Origin of the sequence: Rugamonas apoptosis, assembly GCF_014042355.1 — a bacterium.
Lineage (GTDB): Bacteria > Pseudomonadota > Gammaproteobacteria > Burkholderiales > Burkholderiaceae_D > Rugamonas > Rugamonas apoptosis.
In genome coordinates this window covers 89,102-106,832 of sequence record NZ_JACEZU010000003.1, presented here as the reverse complement: position 1 = coordinate 106,832, position 17,731 = coordinate 89,102, and the positions used below count along the sequence as shown (strand labels likewise).

The window sequence follows — 17,731 nt, the reverse complement described above, 5'->3', positions numbered from 1 at the left end:
CCTATGAAGACCGTCACCCTGATCCTCGCGTGCGCCGGCGCGCTGCTGGCCACCGTGCTCGCCATCGCCCTGTGGCCCATCGACGATGCCGGCCCGCCGCCCACCACCACGGCCGCGCTGGCGCCGGCCGAGCGCGTGGCGCGCGGCGCCTACCTGGCCCGCGCCGGCGACTGCATGGCCTGCCACACCACGCGCGGCGGCGCGCCTTACGCGGGCGGGCGGGCGCTGCCCACGCCGTTCGGCACCATGGTCACGCCCAACATCACCGCCGACCGCGAGACGGGCATCGGCGCCTGGAGCGCGGACGACTTCTGGCGCGCCCTGCACAACGGCAAATCGAAAGATGGCCGCCTGCTGTATCCGGCCTTCCCCTACACCAACTACACCAAGGTGTCGCGCGACGACGCCGATGCGCTGTACGCCTACTTCCAGAGCGTGCCGGCGGCGCGCCAGCCCAACCGCCCGCACCAGCTGCGCTTCCCGTACAACCAGCAATTCATGCTGGCCGCGTGGCGCGCGCTGTACTTCAAGCCGGCCGTGTTCCGCCCCCAGCCCACCCAATCGGCCGACTGGAACCGGGGCGCCTACCTGGTCGAAGGCCTGGGCCATTGCGCCGCCTGCCACAGCGAACGCAATACGCTGGGCGCCACCAGCGACACCCTGTCAGGCGGCATGATCCCCGTATTGGGCTGGTACGCCCCATCGCTGACGGCCGACGCGGAAGCGGGCCTGGGCGAATGGCGGCCGGAACATGTGGCGGCGCTGTTGAAGACGGGCGTGTCGCCGCGCGCCACCGTGTTCGGGCCGATGGCCGAAGTGGTGCGGCAAAGCCTGCAGCACCTGAGCGACGCCGACATCCAGGCCATGACGGTCTATCTGCGGGCGTTGCCGGGCGCGGCGGAGAAATCGAATTACGAGCGCGACACGTCGGCCCAGGCCAAGGAATTCCTGCTGGCCGGCGCGCGGCTGTACAACAAGCATTGCGTGGACTGCCACGGCGCCAACGGCAAGGGCTTGCCACCGGGCGTGCCGCCGCTGGCCGGCAACCGCGCGCTGACGATGGAGGAAGCCGTGAACCCGATCCGTCTCGTGCTCAATGGCGGCTTCGCGCCCGGCACGGCGGGCAATCCGCGCCCCTATGGCATGCCGCCGTTCGGCCATGCCTTGAACGATACGGAAGTGGCGGCCGTGGTGTCCTACCTGCGCAGCGCGTGGGGCAACAATGCCCCGCCCATCACGGGCCAGGACGTGAACCGCTACCGCAACGTGCCGCTCGATTGAAGTGGTGAGATGGAGGGGGCCGCGCGCGGCCTCCGGTTAAACGCGCTCGGTCAGGCCGACGCGGTTGGTGCTGGCGTTACGCGCATCTTCCGGGCTGACCTTGCCGGCGGCCAGCAGCGCGCGCAGCGAAGCGTTCATGGTGTGGCAACCGGGCGCCGATTTGCCTTCCATCCAGCCGCGGATGGCCGACACATTACCGCTGGCGATCATCTGCACCACTTCCGGATTGGAGGTCAGGCATTCCGTGGCCAGGTGGTAGCGTTCGCCCTCGACAGACGGCAGCAGCGCCTGGCACAGCACACCGCGCAGCGCATGGGCCAGCGCCTGCGATTGCGGTTCCGTGTTACCCAGCAGGCGTACCATCTTCTGCAACCCCAGCTCGGTGGAACGGGCGTGCAGCGAGGCCAGCACCAGCGGACCCGATTCGGCCAGCGCCAGCGCTTCCTGCGCCGTCTGGGCGTCGCGGATCTCGCCGATCACGATCACGTCAGGCCGCTCGCGCAACGCGTCCAGCGCGCCCAGGTAGAAACTTTCCACGTCGCCGTCGAAGCCCACCTCGCGCTGGGTGATCACGCATTTGCGCTGCGGGATCAGGGTTTCCACCGGATCTTCAATGGTGATGATGTGGCCCGAACGGTTCTTGTTGATCTCGTCGAGCATGGAGGCGATGGTGGTCGACTTGCCCTGGCACGTGTCGCCGATGATCAGCACCAGGCCACTGGCGAGCTTGGCGAAGTCCTGCTCGTCCTGGCGCAGGCCCAGCTGGCCCAGCGCCATCGGCTCCTTGGGGAAGCGCCGGATCACGCAGCCCAGCCGCTTCTTGCCCTGGAAGGTGAAGCAGTTGGCGCGGATGCGGGCCGTGTGCAGGTCGATCGAACGGTCGAAGGCGCGGTCCTGGATCCGTTCGGACCAATTGGGCTCCACCACTTCGAAGAACTCCTCCAGCTCCTCGCGCGTGATGGGCGAATCCGTCACCGCCACCAGGCCCTTGGGTTGGCGCAGCAGCAAGGGACTGTTCTGGTGGATCAGGATGTCGCTGAAGATCAGCTTGGAGTTCAGCAGGTGCAGGATCTGCTCGACCAGCGTGCCAAACACGGGATGGTCTTCGTTCTCCACATAGGACAACGTGCGTATTTGCGACGACAAGTGATGTTCCATCTTTGCTCTGCTCTCCGGGTCCGTTGCGCCGTTGGGCAACCGTCCCCAACTGCTACGGCGATTATAAGACCAGCGCCAAAGATTGCCACAAGAAAATTAACTATATGGAACTTGGGCGCAACAGGCGCCTGGCGTCAGCGTGGCTGGCGGGTCTTGGGGTATTCGAAACCGGTGCGCAAGTCCATCTGCCAGCGCTGGTTGGCGTCCGTCACCTCGGCCCGGTCGGGCGGCGCGTCGCCGGCCAGGGCGCCCGAGAACAGTGGCAAGCCTTCGCCCTTGCGCACCAGCTCGTCGCAGCGCTCGTAGACATTCTTGCAACCCGTTTCCGCGAGCAGTGCCTGCACGATAGGTACCTTCCACGCATCCACGCCGCCAGCCTGGAAGCGGCAGATCAGGTAGCCGGACGGGCCGCCATAGCTCTCCACCAGCAGGCCGGGCAAGCCATCCTCCTCGCCCAGCACCAGCGGCACCAGGGCCGTGGCGGCCGCCTGGCGCAGGCTGGCGGCGCGCTTCTCGATGGCGGCCTTGACGCGGCGCTTCATCAGCGCGTGGTCGATCGGCTCATCCTGGCGGAAGCTCCACACGCGGGCGCGGATCTGCGATTTCGAGTTATAGGCGGCGCGGGCCAGGAACTGGCGCGACGAAGTCTGCACGATGGCAGTCGAACCGGGCTTCATTTTTTCCTGCGGCTTCCCGTCCACTTTTTCGATCGCGGACGCGTAAATCCACGGTTCGCCGGCCAGCAAGCTTTTTTCCTTGCCCTGTTTGATGGTGATGATCAGCATGGTATTCCAGTGAGATTGACCGGCGCGGCCGGTCAGGGTGACGTTGCGCCGCCAAGCGGTGCGATGCCGGCATGATACCTCATTGCACCGGCGCCGCCGGCACGCCGCTGGCACGGTCGGCGCAAACATGATACAAAATATTTAACTCGACAAAGATAATTGACACACATGGCACGGGAATCCCTCCCCCTGAAAGCAACATGCCCGGATCGCTCCGGGCATGTTGCTTTACAGGTCGTATTTCCATTCCTACAGGTCGTACTTCAGTTCCGCCACCAGCGTGCGCTGGGTGTAGGGATGGTAGGCCCAGTATTTGGCATTGTTCAGGTTATCGATGCCGGCCGACGCTGTCCAGTGCGCGCCCAGCCGGTAGCGCAGGCGCACGTCCATCACCAGGAACTTCGACACGCCCGTGTAGGTATTGCCGTTCGGGTCGGTGTTGTCCAGCGTGCCGTACTGCTTGCCGCTGTAGCGCACACCGTACGTGCCGCTCCACTGCGCGTTGGCCTGGTAGGCGGCCAGGAAGTTGGCGCGCCAGCGCGGCACGCGCGGTTGCAGCTTGCCCACGCTGGCCGAGAAGGCGTCGTTGGCGACGATGCGCGAATCGGCGTAGGTCAGGCTGTCCGTGATGCTCAGGCCGGACAGCAGCACATTGTCGGCCTGGTGCGAGAACTCCACGCCCGTGGTGCGGATCTTGCCCACGTTCTGGACCGTGTTGACGGTCGGCGTCAGCGGCTGCGAATACAGGGCATCGCGCGTGACCTCATGGAACAGCGTGGCACGCAGGCTAGAATCGGCGTTCAGGCGCTCGGCCGTCAACTCGCTGGTCCACGATTTTTCCGCCTTCAGGTTGGGGTTGGAATAGAGCAGATCGCCGTCCACGATAGAACCCTGGAACATCTCGGCCGCCGTCGGATTGCGCACGGCGCGGCCGGTGGAGGCTTTCATGGTCCATTCGTCCGTGGCGTTCCAGGCCAGCGCCGCCTTGGGCGACCAGGCCGTTTCACTGCGGTCAGTGAACGGCAACAGCTTGCCTTTGGCGCCGACCTGGCCATCGAACGCCTGCCAGCGCTCCAGCCGCGCGCCCAGCGTGGCTTTCCACAGCGGTGCGATACGCCAGGTATCCTGCCCGAACAGGCTTTCCAGGCGGGTGTCGCCATTGAAGTCGGACACCGGCGTGCCGTCCACCGCGTGCAGCAAGTCGCCGCTGCTGAACACGTGGGTGCGCAGTTTGGCGCTGTCGCGCTGCAGGCCGAAATCGACGATGTGGGCGCCAGCCATGCCGTCCGGGCGCCACGTGCCTTTCAGCGCCAGCGTATTCCAGCCGCTGCCGCCCATATCGGTGATATTGCCCTGGCCATTGGTTTGCGCATTCGCCACCAGCACGGTCGGGGTGCGCACCAGGTCGCGGTGGTAGTCGTACAGGCTGGCCGCCAGTTCCCAGTCGAACACGCCCTTGCTATGGCTCTTGAGCGACAGGCCGTGCATCATGTGTTCCAGGTCGCCCATGCTGGGCGCGAAGTCGGAGGCCAGCAAGGTGTAGGTCTTGCCGCCGAAGTTGATGCGGTTCTTGTCGTCGCCCGTGTAGACGGCGTTGCCGGCCGCATCACGCAGGTAGGAATCGGAGTGGCGCTCGGCGTCGTTCTTCCACCAGCCCAGCGTGTAGCTGGCCCGCAGCACAGGCGTCACATCGTAGGCCAGCTTGACCTTGGCGTGATCCTGGATGGTGTGGATCTGGTTGGTGGCGCCCAAAATCAGCCAATCCTGGTTGATGGGATTGCGGTCGGCCAGCGCGCCCGTCACGGGCAGGCCGGCGCTGCCGGGCACGCCCTTGCTCACCAGTTTATTGGCGAAGGCGATGGGCTGGCCATTGCTGTCCAGCCGCGACAGGTCCAGCCACCACGACCACGCGCCTTGGCGGTCGCCGATGGAGGCGCTGCCCTGCTTGCCCACGTAATGGGCGTCGGTGCCGTACTGCCTGAACGCCTGGCCGAAGCCGGACAGCTTGAAGTGGGCTTCGAAGCGGGTCGGCATGCGGGTCATGAAGTCGACCACGGCGCCGACGGAATTGCCCGCGTAGGCGGCCGAGAATGGACCATAGAGCACGTCCACCCGTTCGATTTCCTCGGGCGTAACCAGGCCCCAGCGCGGCGTGTAGGTGGCGCCGTTGCCCAGCAAGTTGGACAGCAGGATGCCGTCCGCGTACACCATGGAACGGGCGCTGTTGCCGGTGCCGGAAGCGCGGCTGGCCAGCACGGCGTGGTCGTAATCGCCCACGTAGCGTTTGCGCACGTTCAGGCTGGGCAGGTATTTGAGGGCGTCCTCGCTGTCGAGGGCGTTGATGCGCTCCTCGATCTGCGGGCCGGTGATGCCTTCGATGGTGGTGGGAATCTGGGTCGGCAGCGAGCTGGGACGGCCGCCGTTGATGGCGATCACCGTCATCGGCTGGGCTTCGTCGGCCACGGCATGGCCGGCGCCCAGCAGGGACAATAACAGGACCAGCGGTTTGACCTGGATGCGATGTGTCATGGCAGGCTCCGTCGGCTTAGTGTTTAGGCGCGGCGTAGTTGAGCGCCTTGACCGGGACCGACAACGACACCGTTTCCGTCTTCTTGTCCTGGTTCTGGATCACCAGCGTCATGGGCACCGTGTCGCCCTCCTTCAACTGGCGCTTCAAGTCCAGCAGCATCACGTGGTAACTGCCCGAGGCCAGGTTCACCGCTTTGCCGGCCGGCAGATCGAGGCCCGCGACGGCGTGCATGCGCATCATCTGGCCTTCCATCGCCATTTCGTGGATCTCGACCACGCCGGCCGCGCTGGAGCGCACTTCAACCAGGCGCGCGTCGCGTGCCGACTGCAACTGCATGAACGCGCCGGTGGCCTTGGCGGTGGGGACGGTGGCGCGGATCCAGGCATCCTTCACGGTGACCTGGGCCATGGCGCAGGAGGCGAGCGTCATCGACGCGAGGAAGGTCAGCATTTGCTTTTTCATGTTCATTCTCTCTTCAAGTGGCGGCACGGGCCGGTGCGCGGTGCTGGGCCTGCGTGTCCTGGGGCGGACAGCGGCGAGCGCACGACGGCGGTACGCGCGGAGCCGCACGGGGGCGGCACTATTTCAGGCGCGGCGATCGACGATCAGGCGCCCAGGGTAATCGGGTACGGGAGAGGAGCGGCGGCGCGCAGGGCGCGGCCGCGATCAGGCCGCGGGCGGACCGCGCGGACGGGAGGCCGACCACGCCGTCAGCGGCGCGGGCGAGCGGTAGAACAGGAAAGGTTGGATCGAGTGGGTGCTGAACAGGCCCAGCCCGGAAACGAGCGTGGGCAGCAGGCCGTAGCTGCCGGCGTGCGGTGTGCAATAGCCGCAATCGTCCATGCTGAACATGGCCTTGTGCGGCGCCTGCTGTTGGTCGGCGCCATCGGCCAGCATGGCCTGGACCACATCGCCGGCCGGTGCGGCCTGCATGGTGGTGCGGCAGATTTCCCAGGTGGCGGGCTGGCCCTGCATGAAGGCGACGGCATGGGAAATCGAAGGCGCGAGCGCGTTCATGAGGATCGCAAGACATGCGATCCAGATGTGCAGCGCGCGTAGATTCGTTTTCCTGGACATGGGTCGATTATAGCCGAGCGTGGATTTCCCCCACGCGGCGAGCTTGGATGAACTTGATTTATGCTGTCCTTTTCAGGAATAGATCAGCGTTCGCCCTTGAAGGTTTCGCGGCCGATTTCCACCGTCGTGGTGCCATCCGTCAGCCAGATCTGGCCATCCTGGATCGTACATTGCAGCTGCATGGTGCGCTGGGCCATCTTTTCCAGCTCGGCCATGGCGTCCGACGGCAGGTTAATCACGGTCAGGTTCTTGCACCGTTCAACCTTGTTGGCCAGCTGCTTCCACCAGATATGGCTGGTGGCGCTGTAGCTGTACACCACCACGTGCTCGGAACGGCCACAGGCCTTGAGCAGCTTCTTCTCGTCCGGCTGGCCCACTTCGATCCACAGCTGGATGGCGCCCGTCAGGTCCTTCTGCCACAGGTCCGGCTCCTCCACGTCGAACAAGCCCTTGGTGAAGGTCAGCGCCTCATTGGCGTGGATGGCGAAGGCCAGCAACCGCACCATCATGCGCTCGTCCGTCTCGGACGGATGACGGGCCAGCGTCAGCACCTGGCCTTCGTAGAAGTTGCGGTCCATGTCCGCGATTTGCAGATCGGCTTTGTAGATTGTCGCTTTGAGGGCCATCTTGTGAATCTTTGTAGTGATATAAACGATTACTTGAAAACGACGGTCTTGTCGCCGTTTTGCAGGATGCGGTGCTCGACGAACCACTTGACGGCGCGCGCCAGCACCACGCATTCCACGTCGCGGCCGATGGCCGACAGCGTCTCGGCATCCATCGAATGGTCGACCCGCTCCACGTCCTGCTCGATGATAGGGCCTTCATCCAGGTCGCCCGTCACGAAGTGAGCGGTGGCGCCGATCAGCTTCACGCCGCGGTTGTGGGCTTGCGCATACGGCTTGGCGCCCTTGAAGCTGGGCAGGAAGGAATGGTGGATGTTGATCGCCTTGCCCTTCAGGGCCGCGCACAGTTCCGGCGACAGGATCTGCATGTAGCGCGCCAGCACCACCAGGTCGACGCCGTGGGTGTCCATCAGCTCGATGATTTTCGCTTCCTGCGCGGCCTTGGCTTCCTTGGGCGCGCCGGTGGCCAGCGGCAGGTGGTGGAACGGGATGTTGTAGCTGGCCGCCAGCTGGTAGAAGTCCATGTGGTTGGACACGATGGCCGGAATCTCCACCGGCAGCAGGCCGCTCTTGTAGCGGAACAGCAGGTCGTTCAGGCAGTGGCCGATCTTGGACACCATCAGCATCACGCGCGGCTTGTAGCGGGCGTCGCGCAGTTCCCAGTTCAGGCCCATCTCGGCCGCCAGCACGGTGAAATCGGCGCGCAGCAGCGCGTCGCCCACGGCGCTGTCCTCCAGCGCGAAGTGCACGCGCATGAAGAACAGGCGCGACTCGCCATCGCCGAACTGGGCCGAGTCGATGATGTTGCAGCCGTGAGCGGCCAGGAAGCCCGATACGCGATGAACGATACCGCGCTGGTCCAGGCAGGAGAGAGTCAAAATGTATTCGGGGTGGGTCATGGCTGCGTTTGGGCAATGATTGGTTATCTGAACAAGGGCGATATTGTCGCATGCCTGAGGCCCTGCCGTAAAAAAGTGGGTAAATTAGCATGACCGCGGACAAGCTCGCGTCACAAAACAGGAAATAGCACGGTCGTGCATTTATGCGGTATAGTGGACGCCACCTACCCTTACAGAGGAAGAAAAAATGACAACGAACGTCTTGGAGAACCTGCAATTCCGCCTCGCCGCCCGCCCGGTGGGCATGGTCAAGGCCAGCGACTGGCAGCAGGTGGTGGAACCGGTGCGCGAACTGGCCGAGGGCGAAATCCTGGTCAAGGTGCTGTACCTGTCGCTGGACCCGGCCATGCGCGGCTGGATGAACGACGCCAAGTCCTACATCCGCCCGGTGGCCATCGGTGAAGTGATGCGGGCCGGCGGCGTGGGCGTGGTGCTGGCCTCGCGCTCGCCCAAATTCGCCGTGGGCGACCACGTGTCGGGCGGCATGGGCGTGCAGCGCTACTGGATCGGCGCGGCCGACGACAAGGCGGGCGCCTTCTACAAGGTCGATCCGGCGCTGGCGCCGTTGACCACTTACCTCAACACGCTGGGCATGCCCGGCATGACGGCCTATTTCGGCCTGCTCGAATCGGGCCAGCCCAAGGCCGGCGAGACGGTGGTGGTGTCGGGCGCGGCCGGCGCCGTGGGCCAGACCGTGGGCCAGGTGGCCAAGCAACTGGGCTGCCGCGTGGTGGGTATCGCCGGCGGCAAGGAGAAATGCGATTTCGTCGTCAATGAACTGGGCTTCGACGCCTGCATCGACTACAAGGGCGGTTCCGTGCGCGATGGACTCAAGCAGCATTGTCCGCAAGGCGTGGACGTGTATTTCGACAACGTGGGCGGCGACATCCTGGATACGGTGCTGACCCGTATCAACCTGAAGGCCCGCATCGTTATCTGCGGCGCCATCTCGCAGTACAACAACACGGACGCCGTGAAAGGGCCGGCCAACTACCTGTCGCTGCTGGTCAACCGGGCGCGCATGGAAGGCATCGTCGTCTTCGATTACGCCGACCGCTACCACCTGGGCGTGGCCGCGCTGGGCCAGTGGCTCAAGCAAGGCAAGATCAAGAGCAAGGAAGACATCGTGCAAGGCATCGAACAATTCCCGCAAGCACTCAACATGCTGTTTGAAGGCAAGAACTTCGGCAAGCTGGTGCTGCAGGTGGCGCAGGACTAAGCCCACGCCCCGGCGCCGCACCACCGCCAGCACGCGCGGTGCGGCGTCCCTCCCCTCTTTTTTTTCGCGGCCACGGAACTTCCGTTCTCGGCCGCCGTCTATCCCAAGTCTGCATTTGCCGTCCGGCGCCGCCGGACCTTTGCACCCGCCAGCTTGAGGATATGCCATGGACACCTTCGTCACTCCCGCATTACGCTCGCATTGCGATGCCCTGATCACCTATTCCACCGACGTCAGCCAGCACATGCTCGACACGCTGCACAAGGTCGGCGAACTGAATTTACAACTGGCACGCGACATGCTGGGCGACCTGGGGCAGATATACCAGCGCACACTGAGCGGCGGCAACGCGGCAGAACTGGGCGCGGCGCTAGGCGGCAAGCTCAACCCAGCCAACGGCCCGCTGCGCGACTACCAGCGCAAGCTGGCCGACACCATGGCCCACGCCTGCGACGACCTGGCGCGCGCCACGGAAACCCATATGCCCAAACTGAGCCGTTCGGCCACGGCCGTGGCCGAAGACACCATGCGCCGCGCCTCGGAGGAAGCGGCCAGGGCCACCGAACGCCAGCAGGAGACGATGCAGCAGATGCACGCCGGCATGCATGGCGGCGACGGTCATGCGGGCGAGCCCGCCGACCAGCGGCCCCATTGAACGGTGGCCCGCGCCGCAAGGAACTGGAACTTCCGCCGGCGTCCCGCCTCTAACCACGCAGAGCAGCCCGAACGTGCGCGCCTCGCGGGCGGCGCGGTGCTCAGCGAACCACAACTCACCCAAGACCAAGGAGGTCGATATGGCCAGCAATCACGGTAGCGATCAAGGCAAGAGCGGCACGCAAAAAGGCACGGCCAAACGCGGCTTTGCCGCCATGAGCGAAGCGCAGCAGCGCGAAATTGCCAGCAAGGGCGGCCAGGCCGCGCATCAGAAAGGCACGGCGCACGAGTTCGATTCGGAGGAAGCGCGCCGCGCCGGCCAGAAAGGCGGCGAAGCGGTCAGCCGCGACCGGGAACACATGGCGGAAATCGGCCGCAAGGGCGGCGAGAACCGGCAACTGGCCGCGCGCCAGAACGGCAAGGCGCGCGCCAGCGCCAGCTCGCAACAACAAGACAAGAGCGGCGCCAGACAAGGCGACAAGGAAGACGGCAGCTAAGTGCCGCCTTCGCGCTGGCGGCGGCCGCTATGCCGCCAGCACTTCCCGCAATCGCAGCAGCATGGATGCGTGCACCCGCGGTGGCGCGGCCGCGATATCGGCTGACAGCAGGCGATAAGGCGCGCCATCGACCTGCGTCACCATGCCACCCGCCTCGCGCACCAGCAACGCCGGGCCCAGGCAGTTGAAGCCGTCCTCGCCAAATTCCCAGAACGCATCGAGGCGGCCGCAAGCCACATAGGCCAGTTGCAGCGACGTGCAGCCCAGGTTGTGCACGGCCGCCACGTCCGGCAACATGGCGCTCAGGGCATGGCCGGCCCTGCTCACCGCGCGCGGCTGTTTGACGGCGAACGGCGGCTGGCTGGTGGCCACCACGCCGTTGTAGTGGCTCTCGCGCTCGTTCACCCGCACCGGCTTGCCGTTGCACCAGGCGCCAGCGCCCCATACGGCATGGAACATCTCGTCATGGGCCGCGTCGAACACGGCCACGAACACGGGCACGCCTTCGCGCACCAGCGTCAGCGACATGGCCCAGTTCGGCAACGCGCGCAGGAACTGGGGCGCGCCATCGATCGCGTCGCAGATCCAGTATTCGCCCCGCGCCAGCAAGGCGATGGCTTCCTCGTCGTCGCTGTCGGCGCCTTCGAATTCCCCTTCCATCCAGCCGATGCGCGGATACAGTTCGGCCAGCCCGCAGCGCAACGCGGCCGACGCCGCACCGTCGATGCGCTGGAAGGCGGCCGCCATCTCATCCAGCTCCACCACCGGTTCCAATTGCCAGAAAGTGTCACACAAGGATGCGCCCACGGTCCGCAACAAGGCGAGCACCTCCTCGGTATCGATTGCAGTCATGTTAAATCCTTGCTATAAATGAAAGTCCTAGCATGCCAGCAGCGCCGTCGTCCGGCTAACTGGCGCCAGACAAGAGATAACGCGATCGGGCCACAATATGCATTTACACCCTCCTCCCTTTGAAGAACGCCGGCTGTCGGCCGACTTTCCCATGCGGCTCATGCCCACCCATGCCGACCTGTCCGGGACAGAAAGCGGCAAACACGTCCACCGTCATCCGGAAGGCCAGATGTACATCGCCCTGCAAGGATTGATCGTGCTGGAAGCGGGCGGCAATCGCACCGTGCTGCCGCCGGGACGGCTGGGCTGGGTGCCGCCGCAGATGGCGCACGGCGCCAGCGTCCACGGCAGCAAGTTGCGCCCCGGCCTGGCCGGTTACACGCTGCACCTGGCGCCGTCGCTGTGCGAGGCGCTGCCGGCCCAGCCCCAGGTGCTGCGCCTGTCGCCCGTGGCCCACGCCCTGTTCGAGCGCATGCGCGGCTGGCCGCAAGGCGCGCCCACCGACGCGGCCGAGCACCGTTTGATGATGGTGTTCCTCGATGAAATAGGCCGCGCCGAGCCGGACCCGCTGCGCCTGATCATGCCGCGCCACCCGCGCCTGTTGAGCATGGCGACCAGCATCGCGGAAAACCCGGCCGACGAAACGGATCTCGACGGCTGGGCGGAACGCATCGGCCTGTCGCGGCGCAGCGTAACGCGCCACTTCCGCAATGAAACCGGAATGTCGCTGGTGGAATGGCGCCAGATCGCGCGCCTGCAGAAAGGCATGGAACTGCTGACGGCGGGCGAATCCGTGACCACGGTGGCCATGAACCTGGGCTATGACAGCGTGAGCAGTTTCATCGCCCTGTTCCGCCGCACCCTGGGCACCACGCCCGCCAAGTTCTTGCCTTGGGGCCAGGTCTAGCCACCCCCAGTGGTGATGCGTCAGCCGGCCGTGCCGAGGATGACGCTGGAGGCTTTGAAGATGGCCGTGGCCGGCGCGCCCACGGCCAGGCCCAGCGCATCGGCGCTGTCGCGCGTGATGATGGCGGCGACGGTGCCGCCGCCCGGCAGCGCGATGCTCACTTCCGAATTGACGGCGCCAGGCTGCAAGCGCACCACCGTGCCGGCCAGCTGATTGCGGGCCGACAAACGCGCGCCGCTCGCGTCCGTCATAACGATGATGGACGAAGCCTTGACCAGTGCGAACGCGGCCGTCCCCACCTGCAAGCCCAGGCTGTCGCAACTGTCGCGCGTGATGGTGGCCACCACCTGCTGGCCGCCCATGATTTCCAATACCACCTCATCATTCACGGCGCCGCGCTGCACGGCGATGACGGTGCCGCTGAACTGGTTACGTGCGCTGGTTTGCATCTGCATCTTCCGTATCAATAAAAAATCGTCGGCCAGGCCGTGGGACTGGCTGCTCAGGTGAGCGATGAATTTTTCATGTTCGGCCGCGATCTGGCGGAAATTGGCCACCAGTTGCGCGCCGCGCGCCGTCAGCCGCGTGCCACCGCCGCCCTTGCCGCCGGCCACGCGCTCGACCAGCGTGGCGCCGGCCAGGTTGTTCATGGCGTCGATGGCGTCCCACGCGCCCTTGTAGCTCATCTTGACGGCCTTGGCCGCGCCCGTGATGGAACCCGTCTCGGCGATGGCCGCCAACAGCGCCACCCGGTCCGGGCCGCCCAGCTTCGCGCCGCCCACCGTCATCCATACATCACCTTCCAGCGCCAGCGCGGGCGCCATGCCTTGCGCGAGGTCTTGTTCCATGTCTTGCTCCACGCCTTGTCCCATGTCGTGCGCCTCGGCGGGCGCGGCGAAGGCCAGCGATTCAGCTTGCAGTTTGTCGTGTGCCATCGTTCATCTCAGAAAAATCGAAAGTGCGCACCGGCGTGATCCTGCCGTCTTCCATGCGCAGGATATGCTCGCCGAACGCGCGCGCGTCGTCCGGGTCGTGCGTGATCAAAATCATGGGGATGGCCAGCCGGCGTTGCAGCGCGTCCAACTCCGAGCGCATGCGCGCGCGCAGGCTGGGGTCCAGCGCCGCGAACGGCTCATCCAGCAGCAAGGCTTGCGGATCAGCCACCAGCGCCCGCGCCAGCGCCACGCGCTGCCGCTGCCCACCCGACAATTCGTGCGGAAACTGGTGCGCCACATGTTCCAGCTCGAACGCTTGCAGCCAGTAGCGCACGGCCGCGCTGTCGGCCCGCGCACGCGGATTGAACCAACCGCGCGCCAAACCAAAGGCGATATTCTGCCGCACGTTCAAATGGGGGAACAGCGCGTAGTCCTGGAACAGATAGCCCACCTGGCGCCGCTGCGGCGCCAGATCCACGCCGCCCTCGCGGTCGAACAGGCAGCGGCCATCGAGCGCGATGCGGCCCGCGTCCGGCGTCATCAGCCCGGCCACGGCTTTCATCAGCTGGCTCTTGCCGGCGCCCGATGGGCCATAGATGACGATGCGCTGGCTGTCCGACGCGAACTGCGCGTCCAGCGTGAACGTGCGGCTGCCCGAGCGCAGGGTTTTACGGATGTCGACCTGGATCTGCATGGCGGTTCAATCGTTCACGAGACGCTTGGGCGTCAGTTTGCTGGCCAGCACCAGCACCACGATGCAGGTGACGGAAGTGACCAGCACCAGGGCGTTGGCGCTGTCGTCCTGCCCCGCCTGCACGGCTTCGTACACGGCGATGGACAGCGTCTGCGTTTTGCCGGGGATGCTGCCGGCCACCATCAGCGTGGCGCCGAACTCGCCCATGGAGCGGGCGAACGCCAGCAAGGCGCCAGCCAGCACGCCGCGCCAGGCCAGCGGCATGGTCACGCGCAGGAACACGCCGAACGATGACACGCCGAGCACATGGGCGGCCTGCTCCAGCTGGCGGTCCACCGTTTCGAACGCGGAGCGGGCCGCCTTGAGCACCAGCGGGAACGCCACCACGGCGGCCGCGATCACGGCCGCCTGCCAGGTAAAAATCAGGTTGATGCCAAAGCTGCGCTGCAGCCAGCCGCCGAGCCAGCCGTTACGGCCGATCAGCACCAGCAAGTAATAGCCGAGCACGGTAGGCGGCATCACCATCGGCAAGGTCAACATGGCGTCCAGCAACTCGCGGCCGGGAAAGCGGCAGCGCGCCAGCAGATAGCCCAGCGCCAGGCCCAGCAGCAAATCGATGGCCGTGGCCCAGCCCGCCACTTTGAGCGACAGCGCGAGCGCGATCCAGGCCGGGTTATCCATCATGTCAGCGCGCGCTCAAGGACGGCCGAAACCGTACTTGCCCAAAATAGCCTGCCCAACCGGGGACAGCACGAACGTGACGAAGCGGCGTCCGGCCTCGGGCGCCGTGCTGCCGGCCGTCACGGCGATCGGATAGCTGACCGGCGTATCGGTGGCGACGTTGGCCACCACTTTCACCTTGTCCTTTTGGACCGCCACGTCGGTGGCGTAGACGAAACCGGCGTCCGCCTCGCCGCGCGCCACGTAATCCAGGCTCTGGCGCACGGAGGTGGCGTAAATGGCCTTGGGCTCCACGTCCGTCCACAGCCGCGCCTGTTCCAACGCATGCTTGGCGTAGCGGCCGATGGGCACGCTGGCCGGATTGCCGAGCGTGATGCGCTTGACGCCTGAGTGCAATAAATCACCAAGGCCATGCACCTCCGGCCCACCGCTGGCCGGCACGATCAGCACCACGCGGTTGCTGGCGAAATTGACGCGGCTCGCCAACTGCAACAATCGCTGGCTCTCGGCCTTGTCCATCGCCTCCTGGTCGGCCGATGCCAACACGTCCACCGGCGCGCCCTTGGCGATCTGCTGCACGAGCGCATCGGAGCCGCCGAAGTTCAATTGCACCCGGTCGCCCACGTTGGCCTGCTGGTAAGCCTGGGCGATATCCTTGAACGCATTGGTCAGGCTGGCCGCCGCCGACACCGTGATATCGGCTGCGCCAGCCGTCCCGGTCGCAGCCAGCAACAGCAGCGCCGCAACTACACTGAATCTCCGCACCATACCTATTCCTTTCCAAGGTGGCCAATTTCGCAATATACGGGATTATATAGCGCAATATCGTTTCCCGCTGTACACCGAAATGGCTAGACGCCCTACGGCTTAAAGCGGGCATGGAACAGGAATAGGCCTAGGGCAGTTCCAGCGTCAAGCCACCTTGCGACAGCGGCCTGACGAGGATCTGGTAGACGTCGAAATCAAACTGGGCCAGCGGGGGCCTGGCGCGGCGCCGTCCCTTGGCACGCGGCCCCAGGTAGCACCAGTGATCGACCACATGCACCTGCCGCACCCCATCCGCCAGCTCGACGATGCCGATGGCGCCCGCGAACGGCCACGGCGCGATATGCAGCGGCTCCAGCGCCGCCCGCACCCGCTCGCCGTGCACCTGGGCGCTCTCGGCGCCGACGCAGACGCCGCCGCAACGGCCCAGCTGGCGCGCGAAGCATGGCCGGCCGCGCGCCACTTTTTCCAGCCGCAGCGTGGCGCAGCACAGGCCGGCGCTGTCGGCCACGTTACGCAGCGTTTCCAACGCGCTGGCGCGGGTGCCGAACAGGCCATACAAACCTGGCGTGCGGGCGAAGTCCACCGCGCTGGAAAAGACCACCTCAGGCAGGTCGCCCGCCATGCGCAGCGAGCACATCTCGCGCAAGCCGCGCAGTTTCTGGTTGAACGGCGGCTGCCACTGCTTGATCAGTTGCGACTCGCGCAGCAGCGCACCGATCTCACCGCCCGTGCATTCGAAATCCACCCGGCGCGCGCATTGCAGCATCCGTCCTTCCTCGGGCGTACGCAGGTGGCTCAGCACGCGCTGGCGGATATTGACACTCTTGCCCACATACAGCGGCTCGCCAGCGTCGTCACGGAAAATGTAGATGCCGGCCTGGGACGGCAGCGCATCGAGGCTGGCGCGGTCGATATGTTCGGGATAGACGAAGGGAATGACGGGATCGCCATGGATCAGCAGGCCCAGGGAATTGACGTGGGTACGCATGAGAAGAAAGAGCGGGGCAATCTGAGCAGCGGGGACACGGCCTCATCATACGGCGTTTTGAACGGCTGTGGTATATTTCCGCCTCCCCTGCCCGGCTCGCTCTTGCCTTTCCATCATGTCCGCCCTCAAGTACCTCAGCGCCTATTCCGAACAGACCCAGCAACAGGTGTCGCAGCTGGTCGCGCAAAACCGCCTGGGCGAAGTGCTGCTCAAGCGCTACCCGAAGGCGCACGACATCCGCACCGACAAGGCGCTGTACCAGTACGTGCAGGATTTAAAAACTGAACACTTGCGCAACGCCGAGCCGATCAACAAGGTGGAGTTCGACAGCAAGATCCATGTGATCAACCACGCGCTGGGCTTGCACACGTCCATCTCGCGGGTGCAGGGTGGCAAGCTCAAGGCCAAGCACGAGATCCGTGTGGCCACCGTGTTCAAGGAAGTGCCGCTGGAATTCCTGCGCATGATCGCCGTCCATGAACTGGCGCACGTGAAGGAAAAGCAGCACGACAAGGCGTTCTACAAGCTGTGCACCTACATGGAACCGAACTACCACCAGTACGAGTTCGACTTGCGGCTGTACCTGACCCAGCTCGATACGGCGGGCCAGCGGCTCTGGTCTTAAACCTCGGCAGGGCGTGAGCGCAGGCGTTGCACCAGCGCTTGTGGATCGGACTCCACCATCATCAGGGCCGCGTGCTGCGGGCGGATGAAACCTTCGCCGCTGGCATGGCCGATGAAGCCCATCAGGCTGTCATAGAAGCCGTCCACGTTGAGCAGGCCGACCGGCTTGGCATGGATGCCCAGCTGCGACCAGGTCAACATCTCGAACAATTCCTCCAGCGTGCCCATGCCGCCGGGCATGGCGATGAAGCCATCGGCCAGCTTGGCCATCATGGCTTTGCGCTCGTGCATGTCCTTGACGATGAATTGGCGCGTCAATCCCATGTGGCCCACTTCGCGCTCCATCAGCGCGGTCGGGATCACGCCGGTGACATCGCCGCCCAGGCGCAGCACTTCGTCGGCGATGATGCCCATCAGGCCCACATTGCCGCCGCCGTACACCAGCGCGATATTGTCTTCCACCAGCGCGCGGCCCAGCGCGCGGGCCGCGTCCGCATAACGGGGGCTGGCGCCGGGGTTGGCGCCGCAGTACACACAGATCGCTTTCGTCACAGCG

At 65.4% G+C, this 17,731-nt stretch carries 20 protein-coding genes; 6 read left to right on the top strand and 14 right to left on the bottom strand.

The annotated features are described in order from the left end of the window. The first annotated feature begins 3 nt into the window (after positions 1–3). Positions 4–1,281 carry a c-type cytochrome gene (locus H3H39_RS07045; RefSeq protein ID WP_182152669.1) on the top strand — a complete coding sequence of 426 codons (1,278 nt, stop codon included), beginning with the start codon at positions 4–6 and terminating at the stop codon, positions 1,279–1,281. A gap of 36 nt (positions 1,282–1,317) precedes the next feature. Here the strand turns inward: H3H39_RS07045 and H3H39_RS07040 are convergent, their stop codons facing one another. The 7 genes from H3H39_RS07040 to purU form a co-directional block, all read right to left on the bottom strand. Continuing rightward, a complete protein-coding gene (locus H3H39_RS07040; RefSeq protein WP_182152668.1) occupies positions 1,318–2,439 on the bottom strand; it encodes a type IV pilus twitching motility protein PilT in 1,122 nt (373 codons plus the stop codon). A 134-nt stretch (positions 2,440–2,573) separates the two neighbouring features. Then, the gene (locus tag H3H39_RS07035) at positions 2,574–3,224 is read right to left on the bottom strand and encodes a class I SAM-dependent rRNA methyltransferase (RefSeq protein ID WP_182152667.1); all 651 of its coding nucleotides are present in this window, start codon (positions 3,222–3,224) and stop codon (positions 2,574–2,576) included. Positions 3,225–3,473: 249 nt separating this feature from the next. Further along, positions 3,474–5,753 (bottom strand): TonB-dependent receptor, encoded by a 2,280-nt coding sequence (locus tag H3H39_RS07030; protein WP_182152666.1) that lies wholly within the window; start codon positions 5,751–5,753, stop codon positions 3,474–3,476. Between the two features lie 16 nt (positions 5,754–5,769). Continuing rightward, complete coding sequence (locus H3H39_RS07025) at positions 5,770–6,216, bottom strand: copper chaperone PCu(A)C (protein ID WP_182152665.1); 447 nt, start codon at positions 6,214–6,216, stop codon at positions 5,770–5,772. 204 nt (positions 6,217–6,420) lie between these two features. Beyond that, positions 6,421–6,831 (bottom strand): DUF2946 domain-containing protein, encoded by a 411-nt coding sequence (locus H3H39_RS07020; protein WP_255462438.1) that lies wholly within the window; start codon positions 6,829–6,831, stop codon positions 6,421–6,423. Positions 6,832–6,914: 83 nt separating this feature from the next. After that, complete coding sequence (locus tag H3H39_RS07015; protein ID WP_182152663.1) at positions 6,915–7,457, bottom strand: YaeQ family protein; 543 nt, start codon at positions 7,455–7,457, stop codon at positions 6,915–6,917. Between the two features lie 29 nt (positions 7,458–7,486). After that, a complete protein-coding gene (gene purU, locus H3H39_RS07010) occupies positions 7,487–8,356 on the bottom strand; it encodes a formyltetrahydrofolate deformylase (protein WP_182152662.1) in 870 nt (289 codons plus the stop codon). Positions 8,357–8,543: 187 nt separating this feature from the next. On the opposite strand from purU, the gene H3H39_RS07005 reads away from it, so the two are divergent. The 3 genes from H3H39_RS07005 to H3H39_RS06995 all read left to right on the top strand — a co-directional run bounded on the left by H3H39_RS07005 (position 8,544) and on the right by H3H39_RS06995 (position 10,726). Beyond that, positions 8,544–9,575, top strand: coding sequence for an NADP-dependent oxidoreductase (locus tag H3H39_RS07005; RefSeq protein ID WP_182152661.1), 1,032 nt, complete (start codon positions 8,544–8,546; stop codon positions 9,573–9,575). Between the two features lie 166 nt (positions 9,576–9,741). After that, on the top strand, positions 9,742–10,230 hold the full coding sequence (locus H3H39_RS07000; protein WP_182152660.1) for a hypothetical protein: 489 nt from the start codon (positions 9,742–9,744) through the stop codon (positions 10,228–10,230). Between the two features lie 139 nt (positions 10,231–10,369). Continuing rightward, the gene (locus tag H3H39_RS06995) at positions 10,370–10,726 is read left to right on the top strand and encodes a KGG domain-containing protein (protein WP_182152659.1); all 357 of its coding nucleotides are present in this window, start codon (positions 10,370–10,372) and stop codon (positions 10,724–10,726) included. Positions 10,727–10,753: 27 nt separating this feature from the next. Here the strand turns inward: H3H39_RS06995 and H3H39_RS06990 are convergent, their stop codons facing one another. Further along, entirely contained in the window at positions 10,754–11,578 is an 825-nt protein-coding gene (locus tag H3H39_RS06990) for an inositol monophosphatase family protein (protein ID WP_182152658.1), read from the bottom strand. A 97-nt stretch (positions 11,579–11,675) separates the two neighbouring features. Between H3H39_RS06990 and H3H39_RS06985 the strand changes: the two genes are divergently transcribed. Then, a complete protein-coding gene (locus H3H39_RS06985) occupies positions 11,676–12,485 on the top strand; it encodes a helix-turn-helix transcriptional regulator (RefSeq protein WP_182152657.1) in 810 nt (269 codons plus the stop codon). Between the two features lie 20 nt (positions 12,486–12,505). Here the strand turns inward: H3H39_RS06985 and H3H39_RS06980 are convergent, their stop codons facing one another. From H3H39_RS06980 to H3H39_RS06960, 5 genes are all read right to left on the bottom strand, one after another. Next, positions 12,506–13,309 (bottom strand): TOBE domain-containing protein, encoded by an 804-nt coding sequence (locus H3H39_RS06980; RefSeq protein ID WP_182153064.1) that lies wholly within the window; start codon positions 13,307–13,309, stop codon positions 12,506–12,508. Positions 13,310–13,394: 85 nt separating this feature from the next. Beyond that, the gene (locus tag H3H39_RS06975; RefSeq protein ID WP_182152656.1) at positions 13,395–14,114 is read right to left on the bottom strand and encodes an ABC transporter ATP-binding protein; all 720 of its coding nucleotides are present in this window, start codon (positions 14,112–14,114) and stop codon (positions 13,395–13,397) included. Positions 14,115–14,120: 6 nt separating this feature from the next. Beyond that, positions 14,121–14,798: a molybdate ABC transporter permease subunit gene (modB, locus tag H3H39_RS06970; protein WP_375540407.1), complete on the bottom strand. Its 678-nt coding sequence runs from the start codon at positions 14,796–14,798 to the stop codon at positions 14,121–14,123. A gap of 12 nt (positions 14,799–14,810) precedes the next feature. After that, positions 14,811–15,563: a molybdate ABC transporter substrate-binding protein gene (gene modA, locus H3H39_RS06965; protein ID WP_182152655.1), complete on the bottom strand. Its 753-nt coding sequence runs from the start codon at positions 15,561–15,563 to the stop codon at positions 14,811–14,813. Between the two features lie 127 nt (positions 15,564–15,690). Next, the gene (locus H3H39_RS06960) at positions 15,691–16,551 is read right to left on the bottom strand and encodes a GIY-YIG nuclease family protein (protein WP_182152654.1); all 861 of its coding nucleotides are present in this window, start codon (positions 16,549–16,551) and stop codon (positions 15,691–15,693) included. Positions 16,552–16,666: 115 nt separating this feature from the next. Here H3H39_RS06960 and H3H39_RS06955 point away from each other — a divergent pair, with 115 nt between their 5' ends. Beyond that, positions 16,667–17,176, top strand: a complete 510-nt coding sequence (locus H3H39_RS06955) for a M48 family metallopeptidase (RefSeq protein WP_182152653.1) — start codon at positions 16,667–16,669, stop codon at positions 17,174–17,176. Here H3H39_RS06955 and H3H39_RS06950 read toward each other — a convergent pair. Then, complete coding sequence (locus H3H39_RS06950; protein WP_182152652.1) at positions 17,173–17,727, bottom strand: LOG family protein; 555 nt, start codon at positions 17,725–17,727, stop codon at positions 17,173–17,175. The genes H3H39_RS06955 and H3H39_RS06950 overlap by 4 nt on opposite strands. Positions 17,728–17,731: the final 4 nt, after the last annotated feature.